This window comes from Streptomyces sp. NPDC006365 (assembly GCF_042870755.1).
GTDB lineage: Bacteria > Actinomycetota > Actinomycetes > Streptomycetales > Streptomycetaceae > Streptomyces > Streptomyces xiangluensis.
On sequence record NZ_JBIAHS010000018.1, the window covers coordinates 92,188 to 107,720 of the forward strand.

The following is a 15,533-nucleotide window of genomic DNA, read 5'->3' on the forward strand; positions in this document are numbered from 1 at the left end:
CCTGCCATGCCCCGTTCGACCGTGTCCGCCTGGACCTGCCACGACGACGCCTGCCCGATCTGCACCGCTCCGGAACGCGACGAGATGAGCATGCTGCGTTGCGCCATCCTCACCCTGCTCGACCAGGGCCGTTGGATGGCCGGCGACGACATCCCCCTGCCCGACATCCTGTCCGCCGGCGGTGACTACCTGAGCCGGCTCAGGGGCGGAGTCGGCGACGGGATCCCGGTGCCCTCCACCGAGCACTGGGCCTGGCTTGAGGCCGAGCTGCGCCTGGTTGTCGCCCGCGCCGCCGGACTGGATGCCGTCAGCACCCTCGACCCTCGCATCGACGACGCCCTGACGACCGCCGCTCGCCTCCCGAAGCGGCACCTGGTGGATCTGCTCGACCTCGCCGCCGAGCAGTTCGCCGAGCTCAACACGCAACCGCGTGCCGTCTGAACCCACCACCCCCGCAACCCCGACACAAGGACACCTCTTCGTGCGCGACCAGTACGCCGAACTCCCCATCCCCCAGAAGCAGATGGTCACCACTCCCGTCACACGCGCAGCAAGCAATAGCGATGGACCGTCCATAGGCCGGTCCATCGCGAACACCTCCGCCCCGGGGGTGGCGGAGGAGCAGCTCCGGCACGAGGGCGTGCCAGAGCAGGAGTGGGTGAGCGCCGGCGAACAGCCGACCGGTCTCGTCACTGGGGCCAAGCAGCACACGCCGCACCGCCGCGCGAACCTCGACGCGCAGCGCTCCGAGCACGTAACCGCCCGCTTTGCGCCGCATGAGAAGCACGACATCCAGTCGGCGGCGAAAGCCGAGCACGTGACCATGGCGCGATACATCGCCGACGCCACCATGGCCCGCGTCCGCGGTGAGATCACCGTCGCGGCCCCTCGCACTGTCTACGACGATGCGGTCGACGAGCTCGCCACCCAGCGGGCGCAGATCGCCCGGATCGGCAACAACGTCAACCAGATCGCCCGCCGCCTCAACTCTGGCGGCGATCCACACCCTGTGGACGCCGCGATCCTTCAGCGGGCCGAGCGCCTGCTCGCCACCGCCCACGACACGGTCCGGGCGATCGACGACGCGGCCTTCCGGGCAGCCGGGCAGAAGGCGGGCGGCCTAAGTTGATCGCGAACATCGTCAAGCCGGGCAGCAACACCTACGGCGTCCTGGCTTACCTCTTCGACAAGGGCCGCGCCAACGAACACACCGACCAGCACATCGTCGCATCCTGGGATGACTTCGTTCCTGACCCCGGCCCGTATGACAGTCCCGGGCACAAGCAGCGGCTCGGCCAGCTCACCAAGGCCCTGGATCTGCGGGTCGAGCAGGCCGGCGACAAGGCACCCGAGGGGCACGTGTGGCACTGCTCGGTGCGCGCCGCGCCCGAGGACCGCCTCCTGACCGATGCCGAGTGGGCGACGATCGCCAAGCGCATGGTCCATGCGACCGGCATCGCACCGGAGGGCGATCCGGACGGCTGCCGGTGGGTGGCCGTGCGCCATGCGGACGACCACATCCACATCGTCGCCACCAAAGTCCGCGGCGATCTGCGCCCGCCGCGGAACTGGAACGACTACCACCGCGCCATGACCGAACTCGCCAGGATCGAGAAGGACTTCGGCCTCACCCAGGTTCCGCGCGGCCCCGAAGCCGCCACCGGCACTCCGGCGGCGAAGCGCCCCACCCGCGCCGAGCAGGAGAAGGCCAAACGGCTGGGCCACCACAAGACGGCTCGCGAGCAGCTTCGGCACACCGTGCGCACCGCGCTCTCCCACGCGAAGGACCTGGACGAGTTCTTCAACCTGCTCGCCGACGCCGGCCTTCAAGTCGAAACACGCACTCTGCCCTCCGGCGACCTCGGCGGCTACAAGGTCGCCCTGCCTGACGACGGCACACCCATCTGGTACTCCGGCTCCAGCCTCGCCACCGACCTGTCCCTCCCGCAGATCCAGCAGCGTCTGGCCGCCGCCGAAGCGCACACCGCCACGGCAGCCTCACCAGCCGGCCACTACCGCCGCAGCCCTTGGCACCAGGCCACCGCCGCCGCAGAACGCATCCCCCACCACCTCGATCACGCCACCGACAGCGCCGCCCAAGCCCACCTGACCGCCTTCAGCGAAGTCCTCTACGCCTTGCCCGCCCACGCCCCCGTCCATCTCAAGGCCGAACTCCACCGCGCCGCCGTCGCCTTCGAGCACGCGGCCCACACCCGTGCCCGCGCCGACCACCAGCACGCCCGCGCCCTGCGCGGTGCTCTGAAGGCCATGCGCTACCAGCCCGCGGACCACACCGGCCTGGCCATGCTCCTGGACGTCGCCATCCTCGTCGTCCTCGCAGCCCAGCGCCGCAGCGCGCTGCACCACCACGACCGGCAGGTGGCAGCAGCCCGGCAAACGCTCATCCATCTCCAGGCCGCCTACGACCAGATCGCCCCCACCAGCCTCGCCGTACTCGCCGGGCGTCGGCCTTCCGACGGCACCGTCCATCGGTACGCCCGGACCCTGCACGAGGTCCTGCCTTCCCACTCCGGACAGATCCTCACCGAGGCTGCCTGGCCCGCACTCACAGCCGCCCTCGCCGCCGCCGAAGCCGCCGGCCACAACCCCGCAGCCGTCCTCCGACAGGCAGCCCAGCAACGCTCCTTGAGCGACGCCAAATCGGCATCCGAAGTTCTCGTCTGGCGCATCCAACGCCTCGGCGACCGGCACGCCCCCGGCCCAGGTGCACGAGCCGCACAATCCCGTAGCCCTCACATCCCCCACGTCCTGTCCACAGCGCGGGCCACCGCCGCGACACCCCCCACATCCGCGCCACCGCCATCCCGCACTCACCGGCCGCGGTGAGCACCAGCCCCCTCACGCAGCGGCCGCGCACGCCTCGCACCCGCTACCGAGAACCACCGAAGTCACGATGACGACCGATCAACGACAACAGCCCTGTCCCCGGCCTTACGACGCCGCAGAACATCTGCGGCGCGCCACCGGCACCCCACCCGACAAGGAGCACATCATCCAGACCCACCCCACCGCCGACATGTTCCCTAAGCTCAGCGCCGACGAGCTGCACGACCTGGCCGAGTCCATCAAGACCGAGGGCCAGCACGAGGCCATCGTCCTGAGCGCCGACGGCGTCCTCCTCGACGGACGTAACCGTCTGGCCGCCTGCGAGATCGCCGGCGTCGAGCCGCGCTTCACCACCTATACCGGCAGCGACCCCAAGGGGCTGATACTCGCCCACAACCTGCGCCGCCGGCACATCAGCAAGGGCCAGCAGGCGATGATCGTCGCGATGGCCCGTTCCTTTTCGGAACACTCCCTGCGCCACCAGGCCAAGGTCCACAGCATCAGCCTGACCCGCCTCTCCAACGCGGCCACGGTCCTCAAGCACAACCCCCACCTCGCCGAGCAGGTCCGCAGCGGCAAGCTCAGCCTCGATGCCGCCTACAGCACGGTCCGCGAACACCAGGCCCGCTCTGCCGAGATCGAGGCCCAGCACGGCCGCCTGCGCGAGCACGCCCCCGACTTCGCCGAACAGGTCAGCGAGGGGCTCCGCACCCTCGACGACGCCATAGCCGCACTCGACCAGCGGCAGCACGAAGAACAGCTCCGGCAGTCCGTGCAGCACACGGACGCTCTCCGCCTCTCCGACGGCGATCCCACCCCGCCCCTGGCCCAGCTCGTCGAGCGGGGAGACATTACCTGGGAGCAGGCCCACGAGCGCGCCGAAGAGTTCCTCGTCCACCGGCGGAACGCTGTCCAGCAAGCGCAGCAGGCTCTCCAGGTGGTCGCCGAGAACTGGGCTACGGTCCAAGACCTCGCTGCCCGACCCGACACCCCCTACAGGCGGGACATCCTTGACGGCCTCACGCCCGAAGTCCGCTCCCTCGTGCAGAACCTGACCGCCCTGGCCTGACACGGCGGCGCCCCTGGCGGCCGGCCTTGTTGGCTCCGGCCTCCAGGGGCGAAGGCGGTGAAGCCCGCCCAGGTCACGGGGCTCACCACCGTGGGGAAACGACAGGCAACTCCGCGACCAGGGCAGGGATCTGACGCTATGAGAACCGGCCTTGACCCTGGGACCTGCGGCTCCGTCCGTGCCTGCCGATCCCGCCTCATCACCCCGTGAGCCTGACCGCTGTGACCTTGGCGACCGCCTTGCGCACATGGGCATCAACAAGGCCGGGGCTACCGGAGACCACGACGACCACCGTCCCGGTGCGGACGGCCGTCTGCTTGACGATGCTGCTGCGCCCGCCGACGGTGAAGGTCAGCAGCTGGCTCCACTGCTCGTCGCCCAGCTGGCGGGCGACGAGCGCCTTCTGAGTCGTGACCGTGACGGGGGTACCGCCGGCGAGGACCTGGTAGGTGGGGCAGGAGGTCATCGCCTCGAAGATCCGGCCTACCTCTCGGGAGAGCTTGTCCTCAGTGTCGCTGTACAACTCCTCGGCTACCTCGGAACCGGGGCCGCCTGCATAGGTGAAGGACGCCTTCGCGTTGCGCGGGAAATCGAGGCTGCCACCGGCCGCTGCATCGCCAGCGAGTTCCCCCAGCGTGGGACAGTCGATCACGGTCACGTCGTCGTGCCCCGCAGTGCGCTGTGGCATGCGGGTGTAGCCCTCGCCGAGGTCGCTCTCGTCCAGGAGCCGCTTGGCCAGTGCGGTCGAGGACAGGGGAGTGGGCGCCGGGGCACTCTGGCCGTCCGGGTGCACCGGGATGGTCGTGGACGACCTCGGGCCGGAGGAGGTGGCGCTGCCATGGGAACAGCCCGCCAGGGCCAGGACGGCGAGGGCGCTGAAGCTGAGGACGGTCGTGGTGTGAACGCGCATAGAAAACCCCTTTGTGGCCTGCGAAACGGACGGTCTGACCAGGCCGGCCCTCCAGGCGCCGGCAGTACGAAGGGGAGTGGGGGTTTCGGTAGGTCAATGGCCGAGGTGGCGCAGGCCCTCTTCGAGAGTGGGGTGGAACCGGTCGACGGGACCGGAGTGGCGGTTGAACCAGGCCGCATCCAGGCCGGGCTCCTTTGTCTCGTGGCCCGCCCGACAGCGCAGCCACACCGAGTCGTCGCGCATGCAGAAGACGATCCAGTCCCGGTACGCACCGCACCCGGGACACGTACGGACCTCGCCGTCGACGACGAGCGGCTGCAGCCAGCGCATCATCATCCCGGCCACCTCATGGCGCGACGGCACCCGCAACTCCGGCGGCAGGAAATGAGGCACCACCGTTTCCTCCGCGGCAGGGGCCTGTGTGATCGGCTCGGGGCAGTCGGGCCACGGCCGTGCGGACTGCAGCCGCAGGAGCAACTCGTGGCCCGCACGCTGGGCTTCACGGAACGCGCGGTCCTCGCGAGTGCGTCGAAAGAACAAGACTCTCTCCTTCTCTGTCATAGGGCAGGCGCGGGGGACGCTCCTCATACGTCTGGCCGGCTGCAACTCGGGGGGATTCGGTGACGGGCCGCACAACAGCAGCTCCTCTGCGGCAGGTGTTGTCAGCTGCGGCGGACGATAGTGAGCCGCCTCTCCGCGATCTTGGGCACAGTGTGGCGAGGCACCGGCACCGGGGAGGCGAGCGAGGAGGCGAACGCGGCGACCAGGTCATGGGGGACGCTGGCGCTGAAGCTGGCGCACCACAGATACGGCGCACCGGGCACGGGCTCCGCCCACGCCTGCCAACCCACCAAATCCGGCCGCGGGTCGGCGTCCTGGATGAGCGGCGGCAGCATCTCCTGAGAGACGCAGGAGGAGAACCCTGGGTCCGTGGCAGTGGTGTGGGGCCGGTCCACGTCGCGGATCCAGCCCCGGACACTGAGCGCGTCGAGGACCGTTTCGGGCTCCTTGAAGGCGACGTCGGGCGCCTCACGGGCGTCGAGCGCCATGAGGAGATCGGCGAGCGCCTCGTAGGAGACGCCGGTGGTGAAGTACGCGTTCCACTCCGGCATCGCGGAGGCGGCATGCGCGCGGGCGCTCAGCTGCCAGGCGACGGGCAGACCGCCCAGCTCGAACGGGTAGGCCGCGAGGATCCACTCGGCGCCACGCAGCCCGTCCGGGCTTACGTACAGAAGGGTGTGACGGGAGGCGGGCCACATGCGCCAGCCGAGGTCGGACAGGATGTCGCCGATCCGTTCGGCGAGCACACCGTCGTCGCCGGCCAGATGACGCGGGGTGACCCAGTACACCGGGTCCGGCAAGTCCGGTCGGGAGCGGTCGCTGGAGTGGTGCGGGAGCAGGGGCGCCTCCATGAGCTCGTGGGGTAGAACACTGGCCGTCCAGGATCATCGGCATCACTTCCCTGACCAGGTCTTCCGGCAAGGTGTTGGAGGGTGACATGGCTGTGCGGCTGTTCGCCAGTCGTTTCGGGATCTTTCCTGTCTGCCTGTGGCGAACTAGTGGAAAGATGGACAGGATTGCCCAAAGAGGCGGGCCGCGCCCATCGCAGCTCCGGCGTGTGATCGCCAGCGGCATACGTCGCGGTGGCCCACGACGGACGGCCACCGATGGCACGCAGCGCGGTCCACATCCCGCACTTGATCGACTAGCCTGGGAGTCCTAGCCCTGCCGTTGTCGTAGCCGACAGCGCGCCTTGCGGAAGCTGGTGCACCCCCATGGCGCAGACGCGCCCTTGACCAAGGTCTACGAGGACTGTTCCGTTAGGGAAGCTGGGGCGTTCTACTCGGGGGTTGCCTTCGTGACCAGGTCGGTTGGCAGTGCGTGGTGTCTCATCAGCGGCACCAGGGGGGAATCGGCCGTTCCCTCGGCTGCTGGGGCCTCCGCATGAGACTCCGGCGCGGACTCGCGATCGCCGTCGTCGCCGGAGGCGGCGCTGTGACCACGATGCTGGTCGGGCTCGTCACGAACGCCGTGTCCGATGAGTCGCGGTGGCCCGGTTGGCTGGGGTGGTTACAGGAGCACGCCTGGTTCTCGTTCGTCGTGTTGGGCGTGGCGATGGCGGGGCTGACGGCCCTGCTCGCCGGGCTCTCCGAGACTCGGCCTCCCACCCCAACGGGGCGACCGGAGGATGGAGTGGGGCCACCCGGGGCCGCCCAGGTGCTGCGTTCGTTGCCGCGCGACACCGCCGCGTTCACCGACCGTGCCGCGGAGCTGGAGCGGCTGGTGGGCTCGGTGCGGGCCTCACAGGAGCGTGGCGAGGGGCTGCCCGTTCACGTGATCGACGGCATGCCAGGCGTCGGGAAGACCACCTTCGCCGTGCACGCCGGCCACCTGCTCTCCGAGCGGTTCCCCGACGGACAGCTCTTCGTGAACCTCAACGGGCACACGCCGGGGCGTACCCCGGTGCAGGCCGGCGAGGCGCTCGCCTCGCTTCTCGCGGCCGCCGGCGTGCCGACACAGCAGATTCCCGTCGGTGACGACGTCGGAGCGGTTACGGAGGCCCGGGCCGCCATGTGGCGGAGCAGGCTCGCGGGCAAGAAGGCGCTGCTGATTCTCGACAACGCGGCCAGCTACCGACAGTTGGAGCCACTGCTCCCCGGTGGGAGCGGGTGTCTGGTGTTGGTGACCAGTCGCAAGCGGCTGGTGGCGAACGAGGAGGTGGTCATGTCGGTGGACGCGCTGCCGCCGGATCACGCGGTCGACCTCTTCGTGCGGCTCAGTGGGCGGCCGGCCGACGCTCTCGGCCGGGATGTGGTGGACGAGTTGGTGCGGCTGTGCGGGTGTCTGCCGCTGGGGGTGTCGCTGCTCGCGGCACGGTTGCGGCACCATCCGTCTTGGAGCGCCGAGGACCTGCGCGGGCGGCTGGTGGCGGCGCGGGACCGGCTGGGAGAGTTGCGTGCCGGGGAACGTGCCGTCACCGCGACGTTCGATCTCTCCTATCGGGATCTCGCGCCGGAGCGGCAGCACTTCTTCCGACAGCTCGGGGTCTTCCCCGGCACCGATCTCGACTCGCACGTCGGTGCGGCGCTTGGTGAGGTCTCGGTCGTGGTGGCCCGTCGGCACCTTGAGGCGCTCTACGACGACCACCTGATCGATGAGCACCCGGGGAGTCGGTACCGGCTGCATGATCTCCTGCGCGACTACGCTCGCGGTCTCGCTGCCGAGGGAGACAGCATGGACCACGTACAGGCCGTCCAGCGTGTGTGCACCTACTACCTGGCCGCTCTCGCCGTCGCGAACGGGCACATCGGGCGCAGCGGAGCCGCGGTGCCGCCGGCGCCGGACGACACCTCGCGGGTGGAGACCCCGGTCCTTGAGTCGCGGGCGGATGCCCTGAGCTGGCTGGAGACCGAGCGGGCCAACATCCTGGCCTGCGTCCGTCGGGCGAACGGCCTCGCCCTGTACGACCTCGTGGTCCGACTCGCTGCGGCCATGGCGCCCTTCCTGCGCCAGGCCGGCCCCTGGGACCAGGCCGTCGCGCTCCATCGGACCGCTGCCGAGGCCGCCCGCCATACCGGCGACCAGCGGGCGCGGGGTGATGCCCTCGCCGAGCTGGGTGTCGTACGCCGTTTCATGGCTGCCTACCCACAGGCGATCGAGGCCCTCAACGACGCGGTGACGGCGTACGAAGCGGTCGACGACCGGCGTGGCAAGGCCGAGGCACTGAACCAGCTCGGCATTGTCTGGTACCTGACCGCGGACAACGAGGACGCGGCCCGCGCCCAGACCGAGGCCCTCGCCCTCTACCGAGAGCTGGGGTACCGGCTCGGGCAGGCGAACGCGCTCGCGGACCTCGGCATGACACACCGGCAGTTGAGCCGGTTCGACGCGGCTGTGGAGGCACAGAGCGAGGCCCTGGCGATCTACCGGGAACTCGGTGACCGGTACGGAGAGGCGAACTCCCTGCGGGACCTGGGCGTCGTGCGCTGCCTCATGGGCGCGTACGACCTGGCCGCGCGGCATCACCAGGAAGCGTTCGACATCTACCTGGAGCTGGACGACCGTGTTCACCAGGCTTACGCGCTGAACGAGTTGGGCGTCGTCCGACGGCTGACCGGAGACATCGAGGCAGCGCGGACGGCACACAGCCAGGCCCTGACGCACTTCACTGAGCTCGGTGAACGGTTCGGCCGCGCGAACAGCGTCCGTCACCTTGGCGTCGTGGAGCGTGTGACCGGGGATGCGGCAGAGGCGATCCGGCTTCTGGAGGAGGCCCTGGGGGCCTATCGCGAGCTCGGCAGCCGCGGGGGTGAGGCCGCCTCGCTGAGCGAGCTGGGCGTGGCGCGCGGGATCGTCGGTGAGCGCGACGGTGCGATCGACGCGTTCCAGCGCGGTTTGGAGATCCTGCGGGGCCTGGGTGACCGGTGCGGCGAGGCGGAGGCACTGAACCACTGGGGGATGCTGCTGTTCACCTCCGATGAACCGACAGCCGCCCGTCGGCACTTTGGTCAGGCGCTCACGCTCGCGCGGGACATCCGCTGCCCGCTGGAGGAGGCGCGGGCGCTGGAGGGTATCGGCCGCTGCGACTGGACGGTTGACGGGCCTGGTCACGGCGTGGGCTCGCTGCGAGCCGCCGTGACTCTCTACCGGCGGTTGGGAGTGAGCGCGTCCGTGGACGACATCGAACGGTTACTGGTGTAGCGGTCCGGCTGACGCCGACCAAGTGGCCGAAATTCCTGTGCCAGGTGGGTGGTTGAGGATGCTACGTTTCCGGCTGATCTGTCGCTTCAACCCCGTCGCACCGTGCCACCTCCGGCACGTACCTCACGAGGAGCGTTGAATGCCGTCACCCACGTCCGTCACCGAGCCACGCACCATCACGCCCGCCGGCCCGGCGTCCAGGGAGCCGACGGCGGCCGGCACTGCCGTCCTGGATCGCGTGGCCGTCCGTGTCCGGCAACGGCTGGAGGCAGAGGAGGGCGCGACGGCCCGGGTCGGCGACGGTGCCCACGCGGCCTCGCTCATCTGGCCCTGGCCGCTGTGAGCACGTCCGCTCGATGACAGAACCCGAAGGCCCCGTTCCTTTCCGGACGTTCATCCTCAAGGTCGCCAACCGCTGCAATATCGACTGCGACTACTGCTTCGTCTTCAACTCCAAGGACCAGGCGGCGCGGCGCCTGCCCGCCCGAATGGACCTCGCTGTGGTGTGGGCTGCGGCCCGGCGGATAGGTGAGCACGCCTCCGCACACCGCCTTCGGACCATCCACGTCGTACTGCACGGTGGAGAGCCGCTTCTCGTTGGCGCCGGGCACATGGCCGGTCTGCTGGAGGCCGTCCGTGCCGCCGCGCCGGCGGGGACCCGGGTCCTCTTCGAGCTCCAGACCAACGGGACTCTTCTTTCCGGTGCGTGGCTGGACCTCTTCGAACAGTACGAGGTCGCGGTGGGCGTCAGCCTCGACGGACCGCCGCGTGCGAATGACCGGCACCGGCTGACGCACGCCGGGCGGTCGAGCGCCGCCTCCGCCGTGCGCGGCATCGAACTCCTGCGGTCGCGGCCACACCTGTTCGCGGGGCTGCTCGCCGTCGTGGACCTGGCCAACGACCCCGTGGAGGTCCACGACTACCTGGCGGCGTTCGAACCGCCCGTGATCGACTTCGGCCTGCCGCACGCGACCCACGACGACCCGCCGCACCGCGCCGACCCGAGCGTGCCCGAGTACGGGCTGTGGATGAGCAAGGTGTACGACGCCTGGCTCGCCCGGCCCGAGTATCGGCACAGCGTCCGGATGCTGGAGGACATCGTGGCCCTCAGCTCTGGCGTGCGCGGCTCGGTGGAGACACTCGGCCTGGCCCCGCCGACGAGCGTCGTGATCGAGTCCGACGGCTCCATCGAGGCCGTGGACACCCTGCGGTCGGTCGAGGAGGGCGCCTCCTGGCTCGGGCTCGACGTCCTCCGCCACTCCTTCGACGAAGCGCTGTCGCACCCGAAGCTGCTGCACCGGCAGCACGGCAAAGAGGCGCTCGCCGAGCAGTGCCGCGCCTGCCCACTCGTGGACGTGTGCGGCGGTGGCTACCTCCCAAACCGCTTCAGCGAAGCCCAGGGCTACCGGAACCCATCTGTCTACTGCGCGGACCTGGAGTACCTCATCCAGCACGTCCAGGGCTCCCTGCGGCAGCACGGCTGGAACCCCTACGCGCCCGCGTCGCCGCCGTAGACGCGTGTGCCGTACCGCCAGGAGGGGATCACGCGTTGGAACGAACGAGTGCAGCAGCGACCGAAGCAATCGAGGAAGGACAGGAGGCGCCGATGACCGTGACGATCCGTCCCGCGGAGAAGCGGGACGTCCCGGCCGTGGCCGAGTTGATCGAGGAGATCGAGCGGTTCTACGGGGCGACCGACACAGATATCCAGCCGATCGAGGAGCGCCGCCTCCAGGTGGAAGAAGCCCTCTTCGGCGTGCCACCGCTGGCTTCCGCCCTGCTCGTCGAGGACGAGACCGGGGACATCGTGGGCCTCGCCGCCTATTCCCTCCTCTGGCCGGCCGCCGGCTCCTCGCACTCCCTCTTCCTTAAGGAGCTTTACGTCCGTGGCACGCTCCGACGGCAGGGCGTCGGTGCCCGCCTCATGGACGAACTCCGTGCCATCGCCGCGGCGCGCCCCGGGTGTAGCCGCGTGGAATGGATGACCGACAGCGACAACCCGGGGGCACGGGCCTTCTACAAGTCACTCGGGTTCGCGGAGTTCGACGGGAAGATCGTCTACCGAGTCGACACCGGAGCGGCCTCAGAATGAGAGGTTTCCCCCTTGAAGAGCGCCGGTCACTGCGGCTGGTGTGAGCCGGGGCGTCATCGGGATCCCCGGTGGCGGGCGTGGCCCTGCAGTTGCCTCTTCAGACGGGTGTGTCTACGGTCGCTCAGTTTTCTCACCCATTTCCCGAGCTCTTCTTCGGTAAGCGGCCTCGCGTCAAAATTGCAGGCAAGTTTCTCTAGGCGTGATTTTTCTGCCTCATCATTCAGTGCGCGTACCATGGATGCACAGGTTTCCACTCCCTCCTGAACAAGGAGGTTCATCCACGGTATGGCCTGGGTTCTATCGGGGCAAGCATCGATGATCTGACACACCTCGCGCATCCATTGAACAGTGCTAGGGGGCACACGGAGGGACTCCGCGAGGGTCTTGCTATTAGCTTCCCCTTCACTGCGAGCCAAGAGCTCTTCGGTGAAACGCACACCATCCTTCTCGAGTTGTTTAAGATGGGACTCAAAAGCTGAAATGTCGGAGAGGCGCTGTTTATCGATCAAAGCCATGAGGTCTGCGGGTCGGGCCTTGAGTAGCGGTTGCAAGGACGGATCGTGGGGAGCTTCCCTCCGAAGAGCGTCGTCACCGAGTGCCATCTCCAGTTCGGCCAGGGCTGTCACGTAGCTACCGGACTCGGCGCCGACTTCGGCGCATGCCTGGGCGTACCACTCCGATGGCTTCGCGTCCACCCGAGCGAGTTTTGGTGGCTCGCCTCGGGCGGCAGCGCGGAATATTTCAACCATGGGACGCATTTCTACTGCAAAGGATTCCCTACGTTCACGAGGTGTTTTCAGCGTCCCGGTTCCCCGCTGCCGCAGAACCGCGTCACCTGTTAGCTCGTCGATACTGTCTAGCAAGTCATTGCATTCCGCGTAGGCCCACCTTTTCTGGTCATCAATATTTGTGTTGCCGGTTCGAGCTGCAGCGGGACGGGCCAGGTGGCGTGTTCCCCTGCGTCGCCGGTCTGCAGTTTGGCCAGACAAGGTAAGTACGTAGTTGAGGCGCGCATTGATGAGTGTCAACATAGCCCGCAGGCGTAGCGCAATGTAACCTTCATCGCTTGCCAATTCCGGCTTCGACAGGTGCGCGCAGAAATGCTCGAGACGGTCCACGTAGTCTTTCTCGTTCTTGGCCGTACCCACCGTTGTCCCGGAGCGGTAATAGAAGTATCCGAGGCGGGCCGCGTTGTTGTTGCGATCCTTTTCGATGGCTGTTGCGAAGAGCTGCTCCCTCATGTGGTCGCTGTAAGGCCCAGTGCCAGCGAGTACTTGGCAGGCGAGACTGCGCCACCTACTCGTCCCGCACAGGCCCTCTTCGAGGACGGTGTGGCGCTCGCTGAGCCGAATCAGGAGGAAGGCCGCAGCTGCGGTAAGTAGCTCAGGGCGTGTCGGGGAGCCCCCGCCTGTCTGAGCCGACCTGCCGTCTCCCAGGGCCAAGTTGGCCTTGGTCATGAGAGCGGAGTCCGTGGGCCTGCCATTCCGGCTGAGTTCGACGGTGACCGTATTGTCGTCGACGATCACCACTTGGGCATGCCAAGGGTTGACCGACGTAAGAGCCTGCAGCACGCTCAGCAGTGCGGCAACAATTTTGCCCTCTGTGGCTGGAAGTGCAGAGATCGCCTCGCTCGGCAACTGCAACACGTCAGCGCCCTCAGGCGCGTTGAGCCCGCGGGGCTTGTGTCTTCCCATGGTCTCGAGCAGGGCTGCCACATAGGCGACACCTGGGGGGTACTTGCTGCCATCCGGGCCGACCACCTTCAGTCGCACTCGCAGCCGTTTACCCAGCCCGACGTACCCGAAGTAGTACAACCCGAGAACTGTTCCTACGGCGAGAGCCGGGTATCCGGAACGACCGTCGTGTGGCAGGAAGATGGTCAACACGGTGACGCCCGCTGCCAGAGCGAGACAACCCGCCGAAATGAGCAACAGCAGTTGGCGAGTGCTCAGCGTTCGACGTTTACGGCGGCCGCCATCCAGGTCGTCGTCGGGACGAGGCTGGGCGGCATCCTGCGACTGAGGTCGCCCGTCAACGTGAGCCGGCGCCAAAAGGCGCGTGCACTCAGGAACCTTCTTCCAAGGAGGACGGAGACACACGAGCTCAAACGCCAAAGCAGTAACGATGGCGGCTCCGCAGACGGACAGGGTGGATATGACCACCCAGGTGGGCACGGTACCGCGTCCACGCGCGAAGCCGCTCCACGCGGCTGTCGCCAGCGCCAGCAGACCAAACCCGCCCCAGGCTCTCCAAGCCCAGCCCAGGTCATCCATTGCAGTTCTGGCGTTGCGCCTCACCAAGAGTGCGACGAGCCGTGCACAGATGAGGAGACCTATACCGATCAAGAGCACGGTGCGAGCAACATCCCAGAATGCTGTTGATCCGAGGACAGCATCTTCAGCAGCCATCTGGTCCACTTCCTTGACGGCATGGCTTGCTCAGCAATTGCTCCTCAGTTACAGGCTGCTACAACCTCGTGTGGCGCGCCACTTGGCGACGACGTGCCCGGCGGTGCCGTCGTCCTCGCCTCCGGCGGAGCCCCGGCGCCGACGGCCTCGGAGGCGAGTGCTTTTCCGGTGACCGCCACCGCAGTCAATCCGGGGCGGTGGGCCATGCGGCGGTGCACCGACGGTGGGCGCGGCCGCACCTGCCAATGGCCACGCCCGCCTGCGTCAGGATCAGTAGGCGATGACGAGCCGCGCGGAGGGCCGGTCGATCACGGCTCCGTCGGCGAGGTCGCTGTCCGGTGTGTCTGCGGGGTAGGCCGTGACGACGGGTTCGGCGGTCCGGGCCGGGCTCCAGGCGCGGATCTGCGCGCAGATCCGCTCGGCGAGATCGGCGCCGGCCGGGCCATAGCCGACGGCTCCCAGCCGGAACCGGGGTTCTGTCTCGGGGTCTTCGGCGGTCCGCTCCAGAGTGAGGTACGCGATGGAGTCCCTCTCGACGAGGGCGGGGCTCAGGGCGGGTGAGGCGGGGCGGTGGAGGCCGGCCTCCACCGCTGCGGGCTTCGCAGTGATGCGGCAGGTCGCTCGCTCGGTGGCGCTCAGCCGCAGCCAGACGCCGTCGAACGACTCGACGGGCCCGACCGTCACACCGGTCCAGACGACCGACTTCGGTCGGGTGAGCGCGTCGCGAAGAAGTTCCGGGGCGATGGACTGGTCCTCGTCCCAGTAGAGCCTGACGAGCCGGTCGTCGTCGATGTAGCCGTCCCGCTCTCCGTCCTGGCCGATCACCGGGAGGAAGCCGCACATCTTGACGGAGTCGGACCGCATCCGCCCCTCCTCGCGTTGGAAGGCCACGGCCCTGGAGAGCCCGCGCCACCGCAGTGGAACCACGAGGCGTCCGCCGACGGCGAGCTGGTCCCACCAGGCGCCGGGGAGGTCCCACATGCCGACCGTGGCGATCATTCGGTCGTACGGGCTGAACTCCGGGGCGCCGAGGGCGCCGTCCCTCGTTACGACGCGAACGTCTTCGTATCCGTTGGCGTCCAGCGTCCGGCGGGTGTAGGCGGTCACGTCGGGGTCGATGTCGCATGTGGTGACCTGTCCGGACTTCCCGGTGAGGTGCTTGAGCAGGGCGGCGTTGTAGCCGGTGCCGGCCCCGATCTCGAAGACGTTGTCGCCTTCGCGGACGGCGAGCTGGACCAGCATGAAGTGCACGACGTCGGGCTGGGAGGCGCAGCTCAGCGGGAGTGCGTCCTCGTCGGGGTTCTCCTTGATCGTCACGCTCTTGTTGGCGTACGCCTCCTCGATGGGTGCGTCGGGGAGGAAGGCGTGGCGGGGTACGGTCCGCATGGCGGTTTCGACGTGTGCGTCGCGGAGGCCGGAGAGGTTCTCTTTGAGGATGGCGTCGACCAGGCGGTTGCGCAGGTCCTCGGGGGAGGCGCCAGTGGTGGTGTTCATCGCGTCCTTTCG

The 15,533-nt window shown here is 68.5% G+C and carries 13 protein-coding genes; 8 read left to right on the forward strand and 5 right to left on the reverse strand.

Features of this window, described 5'->3' with window-relative positions; translation table 11 throughout:
- The first annotated feature begins 6 nt into the window (after window positions 1–6).
- The 4 genes from ACFYO0_RS35835 to ACFYO0_RS35850 all read left to right on the forward strand — a co-directional run bounded on the left by ACFYO0_RS35835 (window position 7) and on the right by ACFYO0_RS35850 (window position 3,916).
- Entirely contained in the window at window positions 7–441 is a 435-nt protein-coding gene (locus ACFYO0_RS35835; RefSeq protein WP_388684646.1) for a hypothetical protein, read from the forward strand.
- Between the two features lie 40 nt (window positions 442–481).
- Entirely contained in the window at window positions 482–1,129 is a 648-nt protein-coding gene (locus ACFYO0_RS35840; RefSeq protein ID WP_388684648.1) for a MobC family plasmid mobilization relaxosome protein, read from the forward strand.
- Window positions 1,126–2,847: a relaxase/mobilization nuclease domain-containing protein gene (locus ACFYO0_RS35845; protein ID WP_388684651.1), complete on the forward strand. Its 1,722-nt coding sequence runs from the start codon at window positions 1,126–1,128 to the stop codon at window positions 2,845–2,847. The genes ACFYO0_RS35840 and ACFYO0_RS35845 overlap by 4 nt, the downstream gene beginning before the upstream one ends.
- 67 nt (window positions 2,848–2,914) lie before the next feature.
- Window positions 2,915–3,916, forward strand: a complete 1,002-nt coding sequence (locus ACFYO0_RS35850) for a ParB N-terminal domain-containing protein (RefSeq protein ID WP_388684653.1) — start codon at window positions 2,915–2,917, stop codon at window positions 3,914–3,916.
- Window positions 3,917–4,115: 199 nt separating this feature from the next.
- On the opposite strand, the gene ACFYO0_RS35855 is transcribed toward ACFYO0_RS35850, so the two are convergent.
- The 3 genes from ACFYO0_RS35855 to ACFYO0_RS35865 all read right to left on the reverse strand — a co-directional run bounded on the left by ACFYO0_RS35855 (window position 4,116) and on the right by ACFYO0_RS35865 (window position 6,238).
- Window positions 4,116–4,826: a hypothetical protein gene (locus ACFYO0_RS35855; protein WP_388684656.1), complete on the reverse strand. Its 711-nt coding sequence runs from the start codon at window positions 4,824–4,826 to the stop codon at window positions 4,116–4,118.
- A gap of 93 nt (window positions 4,827–4,919) precedes the next feature.
- Window positions 4,920–5,366, reverse strand: a complete 447-nt coding sequence (locus ACFYO0_RS35860) for a hypothetical protein (RefSeq protein ID WP_388684657.1) — start codon at window positions 5,364–5,366, stop codon at window positions 4,920–4,922.
- A gap of 122 nt (window positions 5,367–5,488) precedes the next feature.
- Entirely contained in the window at window positions 5,489–6,238 is a 750-nt protein-coding gene (locus ACFYO0_RS35865) for a DUF317 domain-containing protein (protein ID WP_388684658.1), read from the reverse strand.
- 532 nt (window positions 6,239–6,770) lie between these two features.
- Here ACFYO0_RS35865 and haaT point away from each other — a divergent pair.
- The 4 genes from haaT to haaN all read left to right on the forward strand — a co-directional run bounded on the left by haaT (window position 6,771) and on the right by haaN (window position 11,619).
- A complete protein-coding gene (haaT, locus tag ACFYO0_RS35870; RefSeq protein WP_388684659.1) occupies window positions 6,771–9,527 on the forward strand; it encodes a cyclophane-containing RiPP biosynthesis TPR protein HaaT in 2,757 nt (918 codons plus the stop codon).
- Between the two features lie 139 nt (window positions 9,528–9,666).
- Window positions 9,667–9,870, forward strand: a complete 204-nt coding sequence (gene haaA, locus ACFYO0_RS35875) for a HaaA family cyclophane-containing RiPP peptide (protein ID WP_388684661.1) — start codon at window positions 9,667–9,669, stop codon at window positions 9,868–9,870.
- Window positions 9,871–9,883: 13 nt separating this feature from the next.
- Window positions 9,884–11,041 carry an FxsB family cyclophane-forming radical SAM/SPASM peptide maturase gene (locus ACFYO0_RS35880; protein WP_388684664.1) on the forward strand — a complete coding sequence of 386 codons (1,158 nt, stop codon included), beginning with the start codon at window positions 9,884–9,886 and terminating at the stop codon, window positions 11,039–11,041.
- Between the two features lie 92 nt (window positions 11,042–11,133).
- Window positions 11,134–11,619, forward strand: coding sequence for a cyclophane-containing RiPP N-acetyltransferase HaaN (gene haaN, locus ACFYO0_RS35885; RefSeq protein ID WP_388684666.1), 486 nt, complete (start codon window positions 11,134–11,136; stop codon window positions 11,617–11,619).
- A gap of 53 nt (window positions 11,620–11,672) precedes the next feature.
- Here haaN and ACFYO0_RS35890 read toward each other — a convergent pair whose 3' ends face one another.
- Both ACFYO0_RS35890 and fxlM read right to left on the reverse strand, forming a co-directional pair.
- Entirely contained in the window at window positions 11,673–14,027 is a 2,355-nt protein-coding gene (locus tag ACFYO0_RS35890; protein ID WP_388684668.1) for a hypothetical protein, read from the reverse strand.
- Window positions 14,028–14,297: 270 nt separating this feature from the next.
- Window positions 14,298–15,521 carry a methyltransferase, FxLD system gene (gene fxlM, locus ACFYO0_RS35895; RefSeq protein WP_388684671.1) on the reverse strand — a complete coding sequence of 408 codons (1,224 nt, stop codon included), beginning with the start codon at window positions 15,519–15,521 and terminating at the stop codon, window positions 14,298–14,300.
- Window positions 15,522–15,533: the final 12 nt, after the last annotated feature.